Genomic DNA, 21,450 nt, shown 5'->3' with positions numbered 1-21,450 from the left:
ATGGTCGATGACAGCGCCGTCGGGGTCACCGGCGAGCCGTTCACCCTCGACGTCGAACGCGGCAAGATCCGCGAGTTCGCCCGGGCCACCGGTTCGACGAACCCCTCGTACCTGCAGGCGGAGCGCCCCGTGATCCCGCCGACGTTCCTCACCACCGCGTTCTTCTGGCAGACCGGCGACGCCGACCCCTGGCAGGCGGTCGCGATGGACCAGCGCAAAGGGCTGCACGCCGAGCAGGAGTTCGTGTTCCACGGCCCGCCGCCGCGCGCCGGCGACCGGCTCACCGGCCGGTCCCGGATCGAGTCCGTGACCCGCAAGGAGGGCCGCAGCGGCGTGCTCACCTTCGCGGTGATGGTCACCGAGTTCCACGACGAGACCGGCCGGCACGTCGCCACCGCCCGCCTCACGGGGGTCGAGACCGCATGACCGCGTTCGTCTACGGCCCGCTGACCCGCACGGACCTGGTGCGCTACCAGGGCGCGTCCGGCGACTTCAACCCGATCCACCACGACGAGCCGTTCGCCCTGTCGGCCGGGATGCCGGCACCCCTGTCGCTGGGCATGCTGCAGGCCGGGTTCCTGGCGACCTGGGCCACGGACACGTTCGGCGCCGAGGCGGTCCGCTCGTTCCGGGTCCGCTTCGCCGCCCAGGTCTTCCCCGGCGACACCGTCACCTGCGACGGCACCGTCGTGCGGCAGGACGAGGACAGCTTCGACGTCGAGATGACGTGCACCACCCAGGACGGCACCGTCGCCGTGTACGGCTGGGCCACCTTCACCACGGAGGCAGCAACGTGATCGAGTCCACAGTGGACGACCTCGGGGTGGCCGAGATCGTCATGGCCAACCCGCCGGTGAACGCGCTGCCGGTCGCCGGCTGGTTCGCGCTCGCCGCCGCCCTCGACGCGGCCGGCACCGACCCGGCCGTCCGCGCCGTGGTCCTGCGTGCCGAGGGGCGCGGCTTCAACGCCGGCGTCGACATCAAGGAACTGCAGGCGGCCAAGGACTACGGCGCGCTGGTCGGGGTCAACCGCGGCTGCGCGGCCGCGTTCAGCGCCGTCTACGACTGCCCCGTCCCCGTCATCGCCGCCGTGCACGGCTTCTGCCTCGGCGGCGGCATCGGCCTGGTCGGCAACGCCGACGTCATCGTCGCCGCCGACGACGCCACGTTCGGGCTGCCCGAGGTCGACCGCGGCGCGCTCGGTGCGGCCACCCACCTGTCCAGGCTGGTGCCGCAGCACAAGATGCGGGCCATGATGTACACCTCGGCCACCGCGACCGCCGCGGAGCTGCACGCGTTCGGCTCCGTTCTCACCGTCGTGCCCCGCGCCGAGCTGCGGGCCGCCGCGTTCGCCGTCGCCCACGACATCGCCGCCAAGGACCCCGCCGTCATCCGCGCGGCGAAGGAGTCCCTCAACGGCATCGACCCGTGGGACCCGAAACGCAGCTACCGCTACGAGCAGGGCTTCACTTTCGAGCTCAACCTCACCGGGGTGGCCGACAAGGTCCGGGAGGACTTCGGCCAATGAGCGGCACGGAGCGCAGCGAAGGACCGCTCATCATGGGCACAGCGTTGGATCAGGCCGGCGCCGGAGGCGACGGAATGATCTCCCTGACCGACACGCCCGAGGAGGCGGAGTTCCGGGCGGAGGCCCGCGCGTGGCTGCGCGCGAATGTGCCCGGCCCGCTGCCGTCCGGCGACACCCGCGACGGCTTCGCCGCCCACCTGCACTGGGAACGCGCCCTGTTCGACGCCGGCTGGGCCGTCGTGTCCTGGCCGCGGCGGTACGGCGGGCACGACGCCACCCTGTGGCAGTGGCTGGTCTTCGAGGAGGAGTACTACGCCGCCGGCGCCCCGCAGCGCGTCACCCAGAACGGCATCTTCCTGCTCGCCCCGACCCTGTTCGAGTTCGGCACCCCCGAGCAGCAGGACACGCTGCTGCCCAGGATGGCGGCGGCGCAGGACCTGTGGTGCCAGGGCTGGTCCGAGCCCGGCGCCGGCAGCGACCTCGCCGCCATCAGCAGCCGCGCCGAGGCGGTCGACGGCGGCTGGCGGCTCAACGGGCAGAAGACCTGGACCACCCGCGGCGCGTTCAGCACTCACCTGTTCGGCCTGTTCCGCACCGACCCGACCGCCGCCCGTCACCGCGGCCTCACCTACTTCCTCGTCCCCCTGGACGCCGACGGGGTCACCGTCCGCGGCTTCGGCCGGCTCGACGGCGACGAGGGCTTCGCCGAGGTCTTCTTCGACGACGTGCATGTCGCCGACGACGCCGTCCTCGGCGAGCCCGGCAAGGGCTGGCAGGTCGCCATGTCGACCACCGGCTCCGAACGCGGCCTCACGCTGCGCTCCCCGGGCCGGTTCCTGCACACCGCGCAGCGGCTCGTCGCGCTCGCCGCCGCGCAGGGCGACCGGCTGCGGCCCGCCGTCCGCGAGCGGGTCACCCGCGCCTGGCTGGGCGCCCGTGCGTACCAGCTGTTCACCCTCAACCAGGTCACCGACCTCGTCGAGGGTCGCGCGCCCGGCGCCCGGTCCAGCCTCAACAAGCTGTTCTGGTCACGGCTGGACATCGAGCTGCACGAGATCGCCCTGGAGCTGCTCGGCGGCGACGCGGCCCTCGACTCGCCGTGGACCCGCGGCTTCCAGTTCTCCCTCGCCGGCCCGATCTACGCCGGCACCAACGAGATCCAGCGCAACATCGTCGCCGAGCGGGTGCTCGGGCTGCCCCGAGCGTGAAGGAGCCACCGTGCGGTTCGCGTTGACCGAGGACCAGGTCGCCCTGCGCGACGCGGTGCGGGCGCCGCTCGCCGCGGGCGACTGGGCTGCCATCGGCGAGATGGGCGTGTTCGCCGCGATGACCGACCTGGGTCTCGACGAGACCGACCTGGTGCCGGTCCTCGAGGAGGTCGGGTACGCCGCCGTCGCCCTGCCCGTCACCGCGACCGCGTTCGTCGCGGCGCCGCTGCTGGCCGCGCTCGGCGACGACCGGGCCTTGCGGGTCGCGGTGGCCGGGCCCGGCGGGCTGACGCCGTTCGGCGGCCAGGCCGACCTCATCCTGCACCTCGACGGCGGCGTCGCCCGGATCGGCGGTGCCAGGACCGCCGCGTCCACAGTGGACACCAGCCTCGACGCGGTCGTTTCCGTCGGCGGTGATGTCCTCACCGACGACCCCGCGCTGGTCGGGTCGGCCGCCGCGCGGGCCGCCCTCGGCCACGCCGCCGAGCTCGTCGGGCTCGGCCGGCGGATGCTGGAGCTGACCGTCGGCTACGTCAAGCAGCGGCAGCAGTTCGGCGCGCCCGTCGGCAGCTTCCAGGCCGTCAAGCACCAGCTCGCCGACGCGTACCTCGGCGTGGAGTTCGCCCGCCCCGCCGTGCTCGCCGCCGCCTGGGCGCTGCGCGAAGGCGTGGACGCCGCCGCGGCCGTCGACGGTGCCGTGGTGCTCGCCGCCGACGCCGCGCACGCGATGAGCCGCGCCGCGATCCAGTGCCACGGCGCCATCGGCTACACCGTCGAGTACGAACTGCACCGCTACGCCAAACGCGCCTGGGCCCTCGCCGCGCTCGCCGCCCCCGGCGACCGGCTCGACGCGCTCGCCACCACGATCGGCCTGAAGGGACAGCCATGAGCGACGAGGACGAGGTCGTCCGGTACCGCACCGAAGGCCCGGTGGCGGTCGTGACGATGCACCGGCCGCAGTACCGCAACGCGCAGAACTCCGCGATGACCTACGCGCTCGACGATGCGCTGTACCGCGCCGCCGACGACGACGAGGTCAAGGTCATCGTCCTCACGGGGGAGGGCAAACACTTCTCCGCCGGGCACGACATCGGCACCCCCGGCCGGGACGTCGACACCACGTTCCCACGCCGCGCCGGCCTGTGGTGGGACCACGTCGGCAAACCCGGTGCGGAGAGCCGTTTCGCCCGCGAGTCCGAGGTGTACCTCGGCATGTGCCGGCGCTGGCGGGAGCTGCCGAAGCCGACCATCGCCGCCGTCCAGGGCGCCTGCATCGCCGGCGGGCTGATGCTCGCCTGGTGCTGCGACCTCATCGTCGCCGCCGACGACGCGTTCTTCGCCGACCCGGTCGTGCGGATGGGCATCCCCGGCGTCGAGTACTTCGCCCACCCGTGGGTGATGGGCCCCCGCCACGCCAAGGAGTTCCTGTTCCTCGGCGAACGCGTGTACGCCGACCGCGCCCTGCAGCTCGGCATGATCAACCGGGTGGTGCCGCGCGCCGACCTGGAGTCGTCCACGATGGACATCGCCCAGCGGATCGCGCAGATGCCCCGCCTCGGCCTCGCCCTGACGAAGAAGGCCGTCAACCAGGCCGAGGACCTGATGGGGCTGCGCGCCGGCATGGACTCCGTGTTCGGCCTGCACCACGTCGCGCACGCGCACAACGCCGAGGTGGGTCAGGACTCCCTCGCGGGGCACGACGCGAGGTCCATGCGCGACGGCGGTCGCTGATGCCGCACCGGTACGACGGCCGCGTCGCCCTGGTCACCGGCGCGGCCTCCGGCATCGGCCGGGCCACCGCCGCCCGCCTGCGCGACGAGGGCGCCCGCGTCGCCGGCCTCGACGTCGCGCCCGTGGACCTCGACGGCGTGCACGGTATCCGCTGCGACCTGCGCGACGAGGACCAGGTCGCTTCCGCGGTCGCCGAGGCGGTCCGGTGGGGTGGCCGGATCGACCTCCTGGCGAACGTCGCCGGGGTCGCCGCCTCTGCGCACACCACGGACGTCACCCTCGCCGAGTGGAACCGGATCCTGGCGGTGAACCTCACCGGCACGTTCCTCGCCTGCCGGGCCGCGCTGCCGCACCTGATCGCCGCGGGCGGCGCGATCGTCAACGTCGCGTCGCTCGCCGGGGTGCGCGGCTGGCGGTACAGCGCCGCGTACTCCGCCGCGAAGGGCGGGGTCGTCGCGCTCACCCGGGCTCTCGCCGTGGAGTACGCGCCGGACGGGGTGCGGGTCGCCTGCGTCTGCCCCGGCTCCGTCGACACCCCGCTGAAGCGGGACCTGGTGCCCGCGCCGGACCAGGACCCGCGGCTGGCCGGGCACGCCCGGGCGCTGCTCGACCCGCCGGTCGCCGACCCGGCCGAGGTCGCCGCCGCCATCGCGTACCTGGGCTCGGCCGAGGCGCGCTTCGCCACCGGTGCCGTGCTCCGCCTCGACGGGGGCGCCGGTGTCTGAGTACCCACCGGACGTCGTCGCCGCCCACCACGCCGCCGGCGACTGGACCGCCGACACGATCGCCGCGCTCGTCGCCCGCAACGACCCGGCGAAGGTCGCGTTCGTCGCGCCCGAGGGCACCTTCACCTGGGGCGACTACGACGCGCTGTCGTCCCGCCTGGCCCGGTCCTATGTGGACGCCGGGTTCGTGCCGGGGGACCGGCTCGCCGTCCTGCTCACCGGCGGCGCGCTCACCCACGTCGCCTACCTCGCCGCGCAGAAGGCCGGCCTGGTCACCGTCGGCATCGGCCCGCGCGCCGGCGACGCCGAGATCACCCACCTCCTGGCGAAGACCGGCGCGGCCGGGCTCGCCACCGCCCCGTCGCACCGCGGCCGCCCCGGCGCCTCGATCGCGGCGCGCTGCGGCGCGCCCAGGCACGTGGTGCTCGACCTGGACGCACTGCCTCTTGCTGCGCATGCCGGGCCCGGGCTCGGCGCGGACGACCTGTTCTTCGTCAACTCCACGTCCGGCACCACCGGGCTGCCGAAATGCGTCCGGCAGACGATGAACAACCGCAAGTACTTCGGGCCCCTCGCCCACGCCGCCGGCAACTTCGGCGACCACGAGGTCTTTGCCAGCGTGCTGCCCGCACCGTACGGCTTCGGCCTGTGGAGCGCCCACGTTGTGCCCGCCATGTACGGCTACCCGACCGTGCTCACCGCCGAGTTCGACGCCGCCGAGACCCTCCGGCTCATCGAGGAGCACCGGGTCACCGTGCTGTGCGCCGTCACCGCCCAGTTCATCATGCTGCTGAACTCTCCGGCGTTCGCCACCACGGACCTGTCGTCGCTGCGGGTCATGTTCACCGGCGGGGAACGGGTCCCGGTTGCCCGGGCCCGCGAGTTCGAGGAGCGGACCGGCTGCGCGGTGCTGCAGTTCTACGGCTCCAACGAGGCCGGCCCCCTGTCGGTGACCACCGTGGACGATCCGCAGGTCGCCCGCCTGACCACCGCCGGCCGTCCGATCCCCGGCGCGCGCCTGCGGCTCCTGGCCGAGGGCGCCGACGTCCCAGGCGGACCCGGCCAGGTGGCGGCGAGCGGGCCCGGCTGCACCCCCGGCTACCTCGACGACGACGCCGCGAACGCCGCCCTGTTCCGCCCCGACGGCTGGCTGCTCACCGGCGACGTCGCCACCGTCGACGCCGACGGCTACCTGTCCATCACCGGCCGGATCGCGGACTTCATCATCCGCGGCGGCCACAACGTCAGCGCCCTGGTCGTCGAGGAGGCGGTCGGCGGCCACCCCGCGGTCGCGCAGGCCGCCGTCGTCGCCGTCGCCGACCCCGTCCTCGGCGAACGGGTCTGCGCCTACGTCGTCACCCGCTCGCCGCTGACCCTCGACACGCTGCGCACGCACCTGGACGCGACCGGCGTGTCGAAGCAGAACTGGCCCGAGTACCTGGTCACCCTGCCGTCACTACCCCTCGGCACCGGCGGCAAGGTCGACAAGGCCGCGCTGCGCAAGGACGCGGCCCAACGTTTCACCGGCTGACGCAGTCAACCGACGGATGCGTTCCGCCCCGCGGGCGTGCAATGTCGGGTGCAACGCCGACGCGAGGTGAGGACGACGCCGTTGAAGGACGTACGCGTGACGCACATCGGGGGCCCGACGGTCCTCATCGAGGTGGCCGGCTGGCGCATCCTCACCGACCCGACCTTCGACCCGCCGGGCCGCCGGTACTCCTTCGGCTGGGGCACCAGCTCCCGCAAGCGGTCCGGCCCCACCGTCGGACCGGACGAGCTCGGTCCGGTCGACGTGGTGCTGCTGAGCCACGAGCACCACGCCGACAACCTCGACGACCGCGGCCGCGCCCTGCTCGGCGGGGCGCCGGTCGTCGTCACCACCCGGGCCGGGGCCCGCCGGCTCGGCCGCACCACGCGCGAGGCGCGCGGCCTGCGCCCCTGGGACGAGACCGTCCTGGACGCCCCCGACCGGCCGCGGATCACGGTCACCGCCACCCCGTGCCGGCACGGGCCGCCGCTGAGCCGGCCGATCGCCGGACCGGTCGTCGGGTTCGCGCTGCGGTGGCCGGGCCAGGAGCACGGCGTCCTGTGGATCACCGGCGACACGGTCCTCTTCCACGGCGTGCGGCAGGTGCCGCAGCGCATGACCGTCGACACGATGGTGCTGCACCTCGGCGCGGTCCGGTTCCCGCTCACCGGACCCCTGCACTACAGCCTCACCGCCGACGAGGCCGTGCAGCTGTGCACGCTGGTCCAGCCGCGCACCATCATCCCCGTGCACTACGAGGGCTGGTCGCACTTCAGCCAGGGTCGCGACGCGGTCGAGCGCGCATTCGCCGCCGCCCCCGACTCCCTCGGCGAGCGCCTGCACTGGCTCCCGCTGCGCCCCGCCGGCACGGTGTAGTCCCGCTCGATCGCGGTGCCGGCCGACTACGGGGAGCGAATGGGCCGGGCGGCACCTCAGCGATACGTAACTCGGCACGACCGTCAACCTACTGATGCATCCGCGGTGCTCGTTCCCGCAGCGTGGTGGCCAACACCAAGCGACGCTGAGGGGAACCACATCATGCCGACCACCCGCCGGACACTCATCACCGCATCCGCGGCGCTGGCCACCGGAGCCCTCGTCGGGGCACCGGCGGCCGAGGCGCAGACCCGCCCGCCGGTCAGGACGAAACCGACCGTGGTGCTCGTGCACGGCGCGTTCGCCGACGCGTCCGGCTGGAACGACGTCGCCCGCATCCTGCAGCGCGACGGCTACCCGGTGCTCGCCCCGGCCAACCCGCTGCGCAGTGTCTCCGCGGACTCGGCGTACCTGGCGAGCATCCTGGCCACAGTGCCCGGCCCGCTGGTCCTCGTCGCCCACTCCTACGGCGGGATGGTCATCACGAACGCGGCGCTGGGCAACCCGAACGTCCAGGCACTCGTCTATGTGGCGGCGTTCGCGCCCGACCAGGGCGAGACGCTGCAGGGGCTGCAGCTGAAGTACCCGGGCAGCAAGCTCGGCGAGGCCGCGCTGGACTTCCGGCCCTACCCGACCGCCGACGGCGTCGGCAGCGTCGACGGCTACGTCAAGACCGACGTGTTCCGTGACGTGTTCGCCGGGGACCTGCCCCGCTCGACCACCGACCTGATGGCCGCGACGCAGCGGCCTGGCGACGTGCACACCCTGCGGGAGCCCTCCGGCGCGCCGGCCTGGAAGACCGTTCCCTCCTGGTACCTGGTGGCGCGCAACGACAACCTGATCCCCGCCGCCGCGCAGCGGTTCATGGCCCAGCGGGCCGGTGCCCGGGTCACCGAGGTCAACGCGTCGCACGTCGCGATGATCTCGCAGCCGCGGGTCACCGCCGACGTCATCAAGCACGCCGCCCGCTGAGACGGCCGCGTCCTGTACGGCACCACCACCGGCACCCACCAGGACCGGCTGGGTGCGGACCTCCTCGAACTCCTGAAGGGCTGAGACACATGGCACCCGACACGATCGTCCTCGTCCACGGCTTCTGGGTCACCCCGCGCAGCTGGGAGGACTGGATCACGCACTACGAGCAGAAGGGCTTCCGGGTCGTCGCGCCCGCCTACCCCGGTTTCGAGGTCGAGGTCGAGGCACTCAACGCCGACCCGTCCGTCATCGAGAAGCTCACCGCCCACGAGGTCATCGACCACCTCATCGGCGTCGTCAAAGCCCTGCCCACCCCGCCGATCATCATGGGCCACTCCGCCGGCGGCGCGTTCACCCAGGTCCTCATCGACCGCGGCCTGGGTGCGTCGGCCGTCGCGCTGAACTCCGCGCCGACCGAGGGCGTGAAGGTGACGCCGCTGTCGCAGATCCGCTCCACGTTCCCGGTGCTGAAGAGCCCGGCGAACCGGCACCGGGCGGTCCCGCTGACCCTGGAGCAGTGGACGTACGCGTTCACCAACACGTTCACCCCCGAGGAGTCGAAGCGGCTGTACGAGCGCTACGCCATCCCGGCGTCCGGCGGCATCCTGTGGGACAGCGTCCTGGCGAACTTCATCCCCGGTCCGCAGGACATCGCCGTCAACTACCACAATGCGGCCCGGGTCCCGCTGCTGTTCATCTCCGGCTCGGTCGATCACATCATGCCGCCGAGCGTCCAGCGTTCCAACGCCAAGCATTACAAGGCCGACGGTCTCATCACCGAGATCAAGGAGTACGAAGGCTACGCACATCTGCTGCCCGCGCAGGCCGGCTGGCAGGACATCGCCGACCATGCCCTGGACTGGGCCCTGCGCCACGCCAGATGACGACCGGGTGAGGGCCCCGATGGCATGATGCGCTGATGCAGGGGGAGCAGGCGGTGAGCGGCGTGCACCACGTGGTGCACGCCGCCGTCGCACGTGGTGACTGACGTGGTCCCGCCCGGGCCCGCCGCGGGTCCGCTCGTCGGCCGGGACACCGAGCAGCAGCTGGTCGCCGCGCTGCTGCGGTCGGCCCGCGACCGGCGCGGCGCGGCACTGCTCGTCACCGGCGACGCGGGCATCGGCAAGACCGCCCTCATGGAGGCCGCCGTCGCCGGTCCGATCGGGTTCCAGGTCCTGCGCCTGAACGGCTACGAGGCGGAGTCGACGATGCCGTTCGCCGCGGTCCACCGCCTGGTGATCGCGCTGCGTGAGCACGTCGGGACCCTGCCGCGACGGCAGCAGACCGCATTGAGCGTCGCGTGCGGCGAGGACGGACCGCCGCCCGACCGGTTCCTCGTCGGGCTCGGCGTCCTGGGCCTGCTCGCCGCCGCCGGGTCGGTGCAGCCCGTCGTCTGCGCCGTCGACGACGCCCACCTGCTCGACGCTGAGTCGTTGGACGCCCTCGCCGTGGTGGCGCGGCGCCTGGAGGCCGAGTCCGTCGCGCTGCTCCTCGCGGCCCGCGACGACCCGGCCGTGACCGGCCGGTTGGCCGGCGTGGGATCGCTGCGGCTGACCGGCCTGCCCGCCGAACCCGCGGCGCGGCTGCTGGCATCCGTGCTGGGCACGCCCGTCGATCCGGTGACCGCCGCACGGATCGTGGAGGCGACCGGCGGGAACCCCCTCGCGCTGGTCGACCTGGCGAACGAGCTGACCGTCCGGGAACTCACCGGGACCGGCGTCTTCGACGAACCGGTCCCGGTCGGCCGCCGGCTGGAGGCGTTCTACCTGCGGCAGGTCCGCCGCGCGGCAGCCGACCTGCAACGGTGGCTGCTGCTCGCCGCCGCCGACCCGACCGGCGACGTGGCACTGATCCGGGCCGCCGCCGCCCGGCTCGGACTCGCGCACGTCGCCGGCGACGAACCGGACGCGGCCGGCCTGGTGGAGCTCGGCGCCACCGTGCGGTTCCGGCACCCGTTGGTGCGGTCGGCGACCTATGCCGGGGCCACCGGCCCCGAACGCCGCCGGACCCATCAGGCGCTGTCGGCCGCCGCGGACGGCCTGGCGCTGGCCGAACTCGCCGCCTGGCACGCCGCGAAAGCGACCGTCGGCCCGGACGCCGACGTGGCCGACCGGCTCGAAGCGGTCGCCAACCGGGCAGGGCAGCGCGGCGGGTTCAGATCGCGGGCCAGCCTGCTGACGCAGGCGTCCGGGCTGACCCCGCCGGGGCCGGTCAAGGACGGCCGGCTCGTCATGGCGGCCGAGGCGGCGATGACCGCCGGCGCCGCCGGCCTCGCCGACAGCCTGATGGGTGAGGTCGACGAGGCGACACTGGACCCGGCCGGCCGTGGCCGGCTGATCACGGTCCGGGTCAACCACGCCTTCCTCACCGCGGACCCCACCGTCCTGCGCAGCCCGGCGGACATGATCGCAGCGGCCGGCGCGTTCCATGGGCTGGACCCGGCGGCGGAGCAGCACGCGTTGATCAAGGCGTTCGGGCACGCGGTCACCGTCGACCGGCTGGGCACGGCGGTGCCGCTGACCGAGCTGGGCCACCGTCTGATGGCCGGTGCCGCGCTGCGGGACGGCGTGGCCGGCACGATCCTGCGGGCGCTGGGCACGTACGTGCTGCGGCCCTACCCGGAGGCTGTGCCCGCGCTGCGCGCCGCCGTCGCGGCCCTCGACGGGACCGGTCCGGCCGACCTGCTGCGGTTCGGTCCGATCGGGGTGGCGGTGACGGCCGCCCTGTGGGACGAGACGGCGATGCGCCGCTGCCTGCAGCGCACCGAGGCGGCCGCGCGGGACCTGGGCTCGGTCTACCTGCTCGACTCGATCCTGTGGCTGCGGTCGCTGAGCGCCTTGCGTACCGAGACGCCGCGGGCGGCGCAGCGGCACGCCGATCAGGCCCGCGAGCTGCGCCGGGCGATGGGCAACGACGCCGGCAGCATCGTCAACGTCGCGCTGCTGACCTGGTCGGGCCACCCGCGCTCGCAGGTCGAGGCGATCATCGAACAGGCCCGGGCCACCGGCTTCGGCGCGGTGTACGCGTCCGGGGTCGGCGCCCTCGCGGCCCAGGACCTCGCCGCCGGGCACTACCGCGCCGCGTACGTGCGGCTCAAGCCGCTCGTCGACGAGCCGTTCCTGCAGGCGACACCGCTGGACTACCCGGACTTCGTCGAGGCGGCCGCACGGGCGGGGCAGGTCGCGCAGGCCGAGGCGTTCGCGACGAGACTGGAGGCGTTCGCGTCGGCCAGCGGCGCCGCCTGGGCGCGTGGCGTGGCCCACCGTTCCCGGGCCCTCGTGTCCGCCGACGAGCTGGCCGAGGCCCACTACACCGCGGCGATCGCCACGTTCGCGCCGACGGTCCTGGCGATCGAGCTGGGCCGGGCCCACCTGCTCTACGGCGAGTGGCTGCGCCGGATGCGGCGGCGCAAGGACGCCCGCGAGCAGCTGCGGCGGGCGTTGGTGCTCTTCGACGACGGCGACGCACCCGCGTTCGCACAGCGCGCCCGCGGTGAGCTGGAGGCCACCGGCGAACGGCCGGCCGGCCCGGCCGGGGCGGGACACGGTCTGACCCCGCAGGAGATGGCCGTTGCCCGGCTCGCCGCGACCGGCAACACCAACGCGGAGGTCGGCGCCATGCTGTTCATCAGCGCCAACACCGTCGACTACCACCTGCGCAAGGTCTTCCAGAAGCTCGCCATCACCTCCCGCCGGCAGCTCGCGGCCCGCTTCGGAGACACGGCCCATGGCGACGCGTCCTGAGGACTACGAGCACCACGTGGTCCAAAGCCCGGCACCCCGGACGGAGGCTGCGGGGGCGAAGCATCACCGTCGCCGCTGAAGGAGGTCGTCGCGTCCATGCTGGAGCCGGGCGTCAGCCAGCAGGTGATCCACGGCAGGGACGGCGAACTGGCCGCCATCGAGCGCCTGCTGCTCGACGCGCGGGCCAACCGCGGTGCGGCACTCGTCGTGCGGGGCCACGCCGGGATCGGCAAGACCGTGCTGCTCACCGCCGCCCGCCGGTACGCCACCGAGGCCGGGATGGCGGTGCTGGCCACCAACGGCGCGGAGGCGGAGTCGGCGCTGCCGTTCGCCGGGCTGCACCAGCTCCTGGCCCCGCTGCTGGACAACCTGCGGTCACTCACCCCGCACCTGGAGCAGACCCTGCGTAGCGCGTTCGGCCGACAGGGCGCCCGACCCGACCTGTTCACCATCGGGCTCGCGGTGCTGGAGCTGCTCGGCGACCGGGCCGCCGGCACCCCACTGCTGATCCTGGCCGAGGACGCGCACTGGCTGGACCCGGAGACCCTCGACGTGCTCGTCTTCGTCGCGCGGCGGATCACCGTCGAGCCGATCGCCGCGGTCATGGCTGCCCGCGCCCAGTATCCGCACGTGCTCGCCGGGACCGGCATCGGCCAGCTGCACCTCGGCGAGCTCGGCGACGACGCCGCGCGGCGGGTGCTGCACGACTGCGCTCCGGACCTCCCGGCGGGGCTGCGCGAGCGAATCCTGGCCGAGGCGGCGGGCAACCCCCTCGCTCTCGTCGAGCTGCCCTGGTGCGTCGCGGCCGGCACCCCCGACGACCTGGCCGAGTCGCTGCCGCTCAACGAACGCCTGGAGAGCGCGTTCGCGGACCGGTTCGCGCAGCTGCCCGCGGCGACCCGTGCGGTGGTCGCCGCGTTCTCCGCCGACACCAGTTGCGCGTTACCGGTGTTGCTTGCCGCCGCCGGGACGCTGACCGGGGCCGCGGTCGCCGCTGACAGCGTTCAGCCGGCGATCGACGCCGGGCTGCTGGAGATCTACTCGCGCCGACTGCGGTTCCGGCACCCGCTGGTGCGTTCGGCCGTGTACCGCCGCGTCGATGACTTCGCCCGGCTGACGATCCACGCAGTCCTGGCCGACGCGTTCGCCGGTGACCCGGACCGGCGGGCGTGGCACCGCAGCGCCGCGACGCTCGGACCGGACGAGGACGTCAGCGCAGACCTGGAGGCGGCCGCCGGGCGCGCGCTGGAACGCGGCGCGCCGGGCGTGGCCATCACCGACCTGGACCGCGCCGCGGAGCTCACCGGCGCCGCGGCGCGACGGTCGTCGTTGCTGCTGCGGGCCGCGGAGATCGCCGCGCAACTGCACGACCGTGACACCGCGGTGCATCTGGTCGGCAAGGCCGACCCCGCGCAGGGCGACGCCGCCGACCGGGGCCGGCTGGCGCTGGTCAGCGACGTCGTCGAGCCCGGCGACGTGCGCGACACCGGCCGCATCGACGCGCTGTGCGACCTCGCCGTGGCGGCGCACGCGGCCGGGGACACGGACCTCGCGGCCGCGCTGTGCTGGCGGGCCGCCTCGCGCTGCTGGTGGGCGAGCCTGCCGTCGGACATCGGCGGGCGGATCACCGCCGTCCTCGACAAGCTCGGCCTCGCCGCGAGCGACCCCAGGACCCTTGCCATCGCCGCCTACGCCCAGCCGGACGTGCTCGGCGCCGGGGTCCTGCGGCAGCTGCCGTCGCTCGTCCCGGACCGCACCGACATCGACGGCATGTGTTTGCTCGGCGGGGCGGCGCTGGTCCTCGGCGACTTCGTCACCGCGTCGTCGTTCCTGGGCACCGCGGCCGCGGGGTACCGGTCGCAGGGCCGGGCGGCGCTGCTGGCCCGCAGCCTGTCATCCACCGGCTTCATCCGGCTCTGGCTGGGCAGGTGGCCGGCGGTCCGGGCGGACCTGCAGGAGGCGGAAACCCTCGCGGAGGAGACCGGCGACCACTTCTGGGTCGTCGCGGCCCGGGCCAGCCAGGCGCTGCACCAGGCGATGTGCGGCAACAGCGGTGCCGCCTTCCAGCTCGCCGACGCCGTGCTGGCCAGCCCGCTCGTCGTGGGTGTGCGGTTCGCCGCGGCGGCCGCCCAGCACGCCCGCGGCGTCGCGGCGAACGCCGCCGGCCGGCACGACGAGGCGCTCGACACGCTCAGCCGGGTCTTCGACCCGGACGATGCGAGGTTTCACCTCGACATGTCGGGATGGGCGCTGCCGGACCTTGCCGACGCCGCGGTCCGATCGGGCCGCCAGGACGCCGTGGAAGCCATCATCGGGCGGGCCACGCGGCGCGCGTCCCGGTTTCCGTCCCCGATGCTGCACCGTTCGCTCGCCTACGCCAACGCCGTGCTGGCCCCGGAGGACGATGCCGGCCCGGCGTTCGAGGATGCCCTGGCGATGGACCTGAGCGTGTGGCCGGTGCATCGGGCGCGGCTGGATCTCGCGTACGGGGCGTGGTTGCGGCGGCGCAAGCGGATCCTGGAGTCGCGGGTGCCATTGCGGTCGGCTCGGGACGGTTTCGATGTGCTCGGTGCCGCGGCGTGGGGGCGGCTGGCGCGGGAGGAGTTGCGGGCGGCCGGTGAGGAGAGCGCGGGCCGGGCGTTGCCGTCACGTGAGCAGTTGACGGCGCAGGAGCTGCAGACGGCGATGCTGGCCGCGGCCGGGCTCAGCAACCGCGAGATCGGGCAGCGGCTGTTCGTGTCGCACCGCACGGTCAGCTCCCACCTGTACCGCGTCTATCCGAAACTCGGCGTCACCGGCCGGTCCCAGCTGCGCGCGGCACTCGACGCGTTGGCGCAGCACCCGCCGCGATAGCGTGGCGGGATGGGCAACGCTGCGACGTACCGGGAGCTGGGGGAGGCGGCCTGGGCGTGGACGCTCGGCCACGTGCACCACGACGAGGGCGGCCCGTGGCTGACCGAGCGGGTCACCGACGGCGAACCGAAACCGGCGAGCGCCCGCGACTGCTTCTACGACGGTGTCGCCGGTCTCGCGCCGGTCCTCGCCGAGCTCCGCCGGCACCGCCCACTGACCGCGGCGGAGACGGCGCTCGCCGACGGGATCGTCGAGCGGCTGGCGGCGCAGGCCGGGACGCGCGTCGAGCCCTCGCTCTACGACGGCCTGGCCGGAGACGTCACCGCGCTCCGGCTGCTCGCGCCGGGACGCGAAGGCGTTGCGCTGGAGCGCCTCGCGGAGCTGCGTACCCCCGCCGGATGGCCGACCACGATGCGGTCCGACAGCCGCGAGCCGTCGACCGACGTGGTCATGGGCAGCGCCGGGGTCGTGCACGCCGCGGTGTGGGCCGGCGGCGACCGGGCCGAGGAGATCATGACGACCGGCGGCGAGGCGCTGCTGGCCGTCGCCGAGCCGACGGAAGCTGGCCTGGACTGGCGGATGTGGCCCGGCCACCGCTCCAGCACCCCGAACTTCTCGCACGGCACCGCCGGGGTGGCGGCCGCCCTCGCGGTCGCCGGGCGGGCGCTGGACCGCGCGGACTTCGTCGAGGCCGCGCGCCGCGGCGCCGACCACCTCCTCGCCGTGGCCGACCTGTCCGGCGACGGGTTCGTCGTGCCGCACACGTCGCCGCCGTCGCAGCGCGAGGTCGAGCCGGTCACGTACAACTGGTGCCACGGACCGGCGGGGACCTCGCAGCTGTTCCCCGCCCTCGCCCTCGCCGGGGTGCAGGAGGTCGGCGGTCACCCGGTCGGCGAGCTGCGCCACCGCTGTCTGCACTCGGTCCTCACCTCCGGCCTCCCGGCCCGGCTGCGCCCGGGCTTCTGGGACAACGACGGCCGCTGCTGCGGCACCGCGGGCGTCGGCGACATCCTCCTCGACGCCGCCCAGGACGCCCCCGACCCGGCGCCGTACCTTGACGGCGCACGGGCGATGGCCGACGCCCTCGCCGACCGCGCGATCCGCGACGAGACCGGCGCCTGCTGGCGGTTCGTCGAGCACCGCCAGGACCCGCCGCTGCTGCCGCCCGGCACCAGCTGGATGCAGGGCTCCGCCGGCATCGCGGCGTTCCTGCTGCGCCTCGCCCGCGTCGAGGACGAGGGCCTGGCCGCCGCCGTCGTCGACCGTCCGGACCAGTGGTGGGCCGTGCCCGCCGACCGGCGCGTCACCGGGCGGCGGTGAAGCGGGCCACCAGGTCCGGGTCGGCGAAGACGGAGACGACCGCGATCCCGTCCACCGCCGGGGTCAGCACGGCGACGCCGGCGGGTTCGCCGTGCCACCACACCAGCGCGGCGGGTTGGCCGTTGGCGCTGGTCGGCTCCATCCGCCACGCGCCCGGGGTGTCCATCGACGGCGCGGCGACGGCGATGCACGCGGCGTTGCCGTCGGCCCGGACGCCGGACGGCAGCAGCTCGAGCACCGCGTCGGTGCGCAGCACCCGTTCGAACGCGGCCGGATCGGCGTTCTCCCAGGCCGCCATGTACAGGTCGAGCAACTCCCGGGTGCGCGGGTCGGACGGCTCGGTGATCCGCTCCGGTGACGGCGCCACCTCGGCCAGCCGGGCCCGGGCACGCTGCAGAGCGCTCTTGACCGCCGGCACGCTGATGTCCAGCATCCGGGCCACGTCGGCGGCCGGGAACGCGAGGACCTCCCGCAGCAGCAGCACGGCCCGCTGCCGGGCGGGCAGGAACTGCAGCCCTGCGACGAACGCGAGCCGCACCCCTTCGCGGGCCACGACCTCGGTCGCCGGGTCCGCGGCGACGAGCGCCGTCGGGATCGGCTGGATCCACGGCCCGGACTCCGCAGGGTCCGTCGCGAGCCCCGACGGCAGCGCCCGCCGGCTCCGGCCGGTCAGCGCGGTCAGGCAGGCGTTGGTGACGATCCGGTAGAGCCACACCCGCACCGACGAGCGTTCCTCGAACGCCGGCCAGGCCCGGAACGCCCGCAGATACGCCTCCTGGACGGCGTCCTCGGCCTCGTCCCACGAGCCGAGCATGCGGTAGCTGTGCGCGAGCAGGCCGCGGCGTTCGCGCTCGAACTGGTCGGTCAGCGTGGCGGTGCGGTGGGCGGTCGTCATGTCCATGTAGACCCTGGCCGGCTGCGAAAGGAATCGCCGGTGGGACCGATGCCTTTCGGGCCGGGCGACGGTCAGTACCGTACCAGCGCCGCAGCGGGCGACGCAGGTGATGGGAGGAACGCGATGCGTGAGGACGATCCGGTCCGTCGGCACTGGGCCCTGTCCCGGCTGCAGTGGCAGGGCGTGCCCGACGCGGCGGAGCCGTGGGAGTCACTGACGGCGGAGCCGGCCGGGGTCGAGCACCGGGAGACCGACGCGGGCGGTGCGCCGGCGCTGTGGGTGGAGCCGCGCGAGACGGCCGACGGGGCGGTCATGATGTACATCCACGGCGGCGGGTTCGTCAGCGGCAGCGTCTGGACGCACCGCAAGCTGGCCGGCCACCTGGCGGCCGCGACCGGCACCCGGGCGCTGCTGGTGACCTATTCGTACGCCCCCGAACACGTGCACCCGGAGCAGCTGGACCAGGTCACCCGTGCGTACACGTGGCTGCTCGAGCAGGGAACCGACCCGGCCCGGCTCGTGCTGGCCGGTGACTCCTGCGGTGCGTGGCTCGCGGTGTCGCTGGCCGTGCGCGCCCGCGACCGGGGCCTGCCCCTGCCGGCCGCGCTGCTGCTCATCTCGCCGTTGGTGGACCTGACCCAGAGCGGAGCGAGCTACCGGACGAACGCCGCGACCGACCCGTTCTTCGCCAAGGAGATTGTGGACGGCCTCGCGGCGGGGTTCCTCGGACCGGCGAGCGCCACGGACCCCGGCATCGACCTGCTGCAGGCCGACCTGACCGGCCTGCCGCCGATGAAGATCCAGGTGGGCGGGGACGAGGCGCTGCTCGACGACAGCCGCGCCCTGCACGCCATCGCCGGCAAGACGGGCGTCGAGTCGGACCTGGAGGTGTTCGAGGGGCAGCTGCACACGTTCCAGATGGCCGCCGGCACCACCGACGCCGCCGACCAGGCCATCCGATCGTTCGCCGCCTGGTACGCTAGGCGCTCATAGGCGTCAATGTGCGGATTCGGTGGGGTTCGAGTCGGGGGTTTCGTATGCGTCCTGTCCGATGGCGTGCGGCGACTGCCACGCTCGCGGCCGGCGCCGCCTTCGCGGTGCTGCCGGCGACCGCCGCCCTCGCCGACCCGGTCGTGCCCCGGCACGCCGTCGTCACGTGCCAGAGCGCGAGTTTCTACGCGAACTACGACTCCGCCGCCGGACCGTACGGCCTCAAACGGGTCCTCGGCGCCGGCAACAAGATCGGTCACACGCCGGGCGCCCACCCGGTCTACAACGGCTGGGCGGCGACGTTCGACTTCGGCCCGAACGACTGGGGCTACGTCCGCATCGAGTGCATCGGCGGTTACGACTCATGGTGATGCTCCGGCAGGTCGCCGTCGTGGCCGCCGCAGCCGCCGCGCTGGTGGCCGTGCCGGCGACCGCGTATGCGGCGGACGGCAGGATCGGTGTGCGGGAGACCGTGTGCGCCACCGACCTGTTCGTCCGCACCCAGCCCAACGGCGCCTGGATGGGCACGCTGTCCAAGGGGCAGACGTTCCTCGTGGAAGGCCCCCGCAGCGGCGGTTACATCTACGGCTTCGCCTACGGCCACATCAACCGCCGCGGCTGGGTCCAGGACGGCTGGTTCTGCTGACCTGGCGCTGGTAGCCGCGCCCGGATCGTGCTCCGGTCAGTGCGGGTCGCCGGTGGGACGTGGGTGCGCCGCGCGGTGATCGGCGGGCGGGGTCGGGTCAGTGGCCGATGAGGGTCTGGGCGACCTGGCCGTCGCCGATGCGGCGGCCGTCGACGGTGGCGTGCACGTCGAAGAGGTAGCGACGGCCGCGGATGTCGGCGATGACGGCGGTCACCAGGAACTGCTCGCCGATGCGGGCCGGGCCGGTGTGCCGCACGCCGATCCAGGTGCCCAGCGACGCGGTCGCCGGGGCGAAGTGCGGGCGCAGCGCGTCGGCGGCGGTGTCCTCGAGGCAGGCGATCAGCGCCGGGGTGCTCAGCACCGGCTCGGCGTCCGGGACGTGGTCGGTCGTCTGGCCGGCGGTGACCGTGAAGGCGCGGGTGCAGGAGACGCCGGGGGCGAGGTCGGTGCGCAGCAGCCGGTGTGGTGACTCGTCGCGGGGGGCGCCGTGGCGGACGCGGAGGTCGGCGACCAGCCGCTCGCCGCGCAGCAGCCGCAGGGTCACCACCCGGCCGCTGGGGCCGCCGTCGAACGAGACCAGCCGCAGCGGGGCGGTCCCTGCGCCGGCCGGGTCGCCGTGCCAGATGAGCTGCTCCACGTGGGCGCCCGCCGGGATCGGCAGCAGTGGCAGGACGGTGAGGTCCGCCGGGGTGCCGGCGGGGGCTGTCCAGAGGTCCGGCACGCGCGCTCCCTACCTTGACATGCTCGAAGGGCCGGGAACAGAATGACACAACCAAGCGCTTGTTTGGTAGAGTCTTGGGGGTATTCGTGCACGACGTGTTCCCAGCCGGCGCCGCGCCGGCGCCCGGCAGCGTCCACGAGCGCTATGTCGCCGACCGGCTCGCCGGCGTGCGGGACGGCGAGACGCTGCCCGACACGGTCCGCCGGCACGCCGCGGCGCAGCCGGACGGCATCGCGTTCGTCGCCGGCGAGGACCGGCTCACCTGGGCGCAGTTCGACGCCCGGTCCACCGCGTTCGCGCGGCGGCTCGCCGACGCCGGGCTTGCCCGCGGCGCCCGCGTCGGCGTGCTGCTGCCCGACGGCGTCGAGGTGCACGTCGTGTACCTCGCCGCGATGAAGGCCGGCATGGTCGTCGTCGCGATCGGGCCGCGGGCCGCCCGCCTGGAGGTCCGGCACCTGCTGACCGTCGGCGGCGCCACCGCGCTCGTCAGCCAGTCCCAGCACCGTGGCGAGCCCGTCAGCGCCCTCGTCGAGGGGCTCGGCATCGCCGTACACCTCGAAATCCAGCGACTCGAGGACGGTGTGGTCGCGCCGAGGTCGCCGCACGAGTTGCGCCGTGACGAGATCCACCTGCTGAACTCGACGTCCGGCACCACCGGCATGCCCAAGTGCGTGGTGCACAACCAGGACCGGTGGTTCTACTACCACGAGCTCGCCGTCGAGTGCGGCGACCTGCGCACCGACGACGTGTTCCTGACGCTGATCCCCGCGCCCTACGGCTTCGCGCAGTGGACCGCGAACTTCACCCCGACGCTGCTGGGTGCCCCGACGGTCGTCATGCCCCGCTTCAACGCCGACGAGGCGCTGCGCCTCATCGAACGCGAACGGGTCACCGTGGTCTGCTGCGTCAGCACCCAGTTCATCATGATGCTCAACTCGCCGGTCGCCGAGGAGGTGGACCTGTCGTCGCTGCGGGTCATGTTCACCGGCGGCGAGGCGGTGCCGTTCGAGCGGGCCGCCGAGTTCGAGCGCCGCACCGGCGCCAAGGTGCTGCAGTTCTTCGGCTCCAACGAGACCGGCGCGCTGTCGCGGACCTCGGTCACCGACACCGTCGACCAGCGGCTGCGCACCGCCGGGAAGGTCATCGACGCGATGCGGGTGCGGCTGTTCGCCGAGGACGGCACCGACGTCACCGCCGCCGGCGGCCCCGGCCAGGCCGCGTGCGCGGGCCCCGCGACGTGCCTGGGCTACTTCGCCGACCCGGCCGCCAACGAGAAGCTGTTCACCGCCGACGGCTGGATGCTCACCGGCGACATCTGCGTCATCGACGCCGACGGCTACCTGCGGGTCGTGGACCGCAAGTCCGACTTCATCATCCGCGGCGGCAAGAACATCAGCGCCGCCGCCGTCGAGGACCACGTGGGCTCGCACCCCGCGGTCGCCATGGTGGCCGCGGTGGCGGCGCCGGACCCGACGTTCGGCGAGCGGGTCTGCGCGTTCGTGGTGCTGCGCGAGGACACCACCCTCGACCTCGACGACCTGCGCAAGCACCTCGACGCGCGCGGGGTCTCCCGCGACAACTGGCCGGAGCGCCTCGAGATCGTGGCCGACCTGCCCCGCGGCTCCGGCGGCAAGGTCGCCAAGGCCCAGCTCCGCCAGCGCCTCCGCGCCTGAGCCACGGCCGGGCCTTCGGCGGGAGGCGGACGCCG

General features: G+C 74.2%; 20 protein-coding genes. 18 read left to right on the top strand and 2 right to left on the bottom strand.

Annotated features, from left to right (window positions below; genetic code table 11):
• The 14 genes from AB0K00_RS33660 to AB0K00_RS33595 all read left to right on the top strand — a co-directional run bounded on the left by AB0K00_RS33660 (position 1) and on the right by AB0K00_RS33595 (position 16,490).
• Positions 1–426 carry a MaoC family dehydratase N-terminal domain-containing protein gene (locus AB0K00_RS33660; RefSeq protein ID WP_363528749.1) on the top strand — a complete coding sequence of 142 codons (426 nt, stop codon included), beginning with the start codon at positions 1–3 and terminating at the stop codon, positions 424–426.
• Positions 423–797: a MaoC/PaaZ C-terminal domain-containing protein gene (locus AB0K00_RS33655; RefSeq protein WP_363528746.1), complete on the top strand. Its 375-nt coding sequence runs from the start codon at positions 423–425 to the stop codon at positions 795–797. Before AB0K00_RS33660 ends, AB0K00_RS33655 begins: the two co-directional genes overlap by 4 nt.
• A complete protein-coding gene (locus tag AB0K00_RS33650) occupies positions 794–1,528 on the top strand; it encodes an enoyl-CoA hydratase family protein (protein ID WP_363528744.1) in 735 nt (244 codons plus the stop codon). Before AB0K00_RS33655 ends, AB0K00_RS33650 begins: the two co-directional genes overlap by 4 nt.
• 74 nt (positions 1,529–1,602) lie before the next feature.
• Positions 1,603–2,736 (top strand): acyl-CoA dehydrogenase family protein, encoded by a 1,134-nt coding sequence (locus AB0K00_RS33645; protein WP_363528916.1) that lies wholly within the window; start codon positions 1,603–1,605, stop codon positions 2,734–2,736.
• Positions 2,737–2,746: 10 nt separating this feature from the next.
• Complete coding sequence (locus AB0K00_RS33640) at positions 2,747–3,625, top strand: acyl-CoA dehydrogenase family protein (RefSeq protein WP_363528741.1); 879 nt, start codon at positions 2,747–2,749, stop codon at positions 3,623–3,625.
• A complete protein-coding gene (locus AB0K00_RS33635) occupies positions 3,622–4,467 on the top strand; it encodes an enoyl-CoA hydratase (RefSeq protein ID WP_363528738.1) in 846 nt (281 codons plus the stop codon). Before AB0K00_RS33640 ends, AB0K00_RS33635 begins: the two co-directional genes overlap by 4 nt.
• Positions 4,467–5,192 (top strand): SDR family NAD(P)-dependent oxidoreductase, encoded by a 726-nt coding sequence (locus tag AB0K00_RS33630; RefSeq protein ID WP_363528735.1) that lies wholly within the window; start codon positions 4,467–4,469, stop codon positions 5,190–5,192. Before AB0K00_RS33635 ends, AB0K00_RS33630 begins: the two co-directional genes overlap by 1 nt.
• Positions 5,185–6,723 (top strand): class I adenylate-forming enzyme family protein, encoded by a 1,539-nt coding sequence (locus AB0K00_RS33625; RefSeq protein ID WP_363528732.1) that lies wholly within the window; start codon positions 5,185–5,187, stop codon positions 6,721–6,723. Before AB0K00_RS33630 ends, AB0K00_RS33625 begins: the two co-directional genes overlap by 8 nt.
• A 96-nt stretch (positions 6,724–6,819) precedes the next feature.
• Complete coding sequence (locus AB0K00_RS33620; RefSeq protein ID WP_363528729.1) at positions 6,820–7,599, top strand: MBL fold metallo-hydrolase; 780 nt, start codon at positions 6,820–6,822, stop codon at positions 7,597–7,599.
• A 162-nt stretch (positions 7,600–7,761) separates the two neighbouring features.
• Positions 7,762–8,571, top strand: a complete 810-nt coding sequence (locus AB0K00_RS33615) for an alpha/beta hydrolase (protein ID WP_363528727.1) — start codon at positions 7,762–7,764, stop codon at positions 8,569–8,571.
• 89 nt (positions 8,572–8,660) lie between these two features.
• On the top strand, positions 8,661–9,458 hold the full coding sequence (locus tag AB0K00_RS33610) for an alpha/beta hydrolase (protein ID WP_363528725.1): 798 nt from the start codon (positions 8,661–8,663) through the stop codon (positions 9,456–9,458).
• 96 nt (positions 9,459–9,554) lie between these two features.
• Positions 9,555–12,317 (top strand): AAA family ATPase, encoded by a 2,763-nt coding sequence (locus AB0K00_RS33605; protein ID WP_363528722.1) that lies wholly within the window; start codon positions 9,555–9,557, stop codon positions 12,315–12,317.
• A 96-nt stretch (positions 12,318–12,413) separates the two neighbouring features.
• Positions 12,414–15,170 (top strand): AAA family ATPase, encoded by a 2,757-nt coding sequence (locus AB0K00_RS33600; RefSeq protein WP_363528720.1) that lies wholly within the window; start codon positions 12,414–12,416, stop codon positions 15,168–15,170.
• A gap of 9 nt (positions 15,171–15,179) precedes the next feature.
• Positions 15,180–16,490, top strand: a complete 1,311-nt coding sequence (locus AB0K00_RS33595; protein WP_363528717.1) for a lanthionine synthetase LanC family protein — start codon at positions 15,180–15,182, stop codon at positions 16,488–16,490.
• On the opposite strand, the gene AB0K00_RS33590 is transcribed toward AB0K00_RS33595, so the two are convergent.
• Entirely contained in the window at positions 16,474–17,385 is a 912-nt protein-coding gene (locus AB0K00_RS33590) for an RNA polymerase subunit sigma-70 (RefSeq protein ID WP_363528714.1), read from the bottom strand. The genes AB0K00_RS33595 and AB0K00_RS33590 overlap by 17 nt on opposite strands.
• Before the next feature lie 123 nt (positions 17,386–17,508).
• Between AB0K00_RS33590 and AB0K00_RS33585 the strand changes: the two genes are divergently transcribed.
• The 3 genes from AB0K00_RS33585 to AB0K00_RS33575 are packed head-to-tail and all read left to right on the top strand — an operon-like array spanning position 17,509 to position 19,021.
• A complete protein-coding gene (locus tag AB0K00_RS33585; RefSeq protein WP_363528712.1) occupies positions 17,509–18,378 on the top strand; it encodes an alpha/beta hydrolase in 870 nt (289 codons plus the stop codon).
• Between the two features lie 44 nt (positions 18,379–18,422).
• Positions 18,423–18,746: a hypothetical protein gene (locus tag AB0K00_RS33580; protein WP_363528709.1), complete on the top strand. Its 324-nt coding sequence runs from the start codon at positions 18,423–18,425 to the stop codon at positions 18,744–18,746.
• Entirely contained in the window at positions 18,740–19,021 is a 282-nt protein-coding gene (locus tag AB0K00_RS33575; RefSeq protein WP_363528706.1) for a hypothetical protein, read from the top strand. The genes AB0K00_RS33580 and AB0K00_RS33575 overlap by 7 nt, the downstream gene beginning before the upstream one ends.
• Positions 19,022–19,118: 97 nt before the next feature.
• Here the strand turns inward: AB0K00_RS33575 and AB0K00_RS33570 are convergent, their stop codons facing one another.
• Positions 19,119–19,742 (bottom strand): hypothetical protein, encoded by a 624-nt coding sequence (locus AB0K00_RS33570; protein ID WP_363528703.1) that lies wholly within the window; start codon positions 19,740–19,742, stop codon positions 19,119–19,121.
• Between the two features lie 74 nt (positions 19,743–19,816).
• Between AB0K00_RS33570 and AB0K00_RS33565 the strand changes: the two genes are divergently transcribed.
• The gene (locus AB0K00_RS33565; protein ID WP_363528700.1) at positions 19,817–21,415 is read left to right on the top strand and encodes an AMP-binding protein; all 1,599 of its coding nucleotides are present in this window, start codon (positions 19,817–19,819) and stop codon (positions 21,413–21,415) included.
• Positions 21,416–21,450 lie beyond the last annotated feature (35 nt).

Origin of the sequence: Dactylosporangium sp. NPDC049525, assembly GCF_040676755.1 — a bacterium.
Classification (GTDB): Bacteria; Actinomycetota; Actinomycetes; order Mycobacteriales; family Micromonosporaceae; genus Dactylosporangium.
Note: the sequence above shows the minus strand (reverse complement) of the source record. Positions and strands in the feature narration are given on the sequence as shown.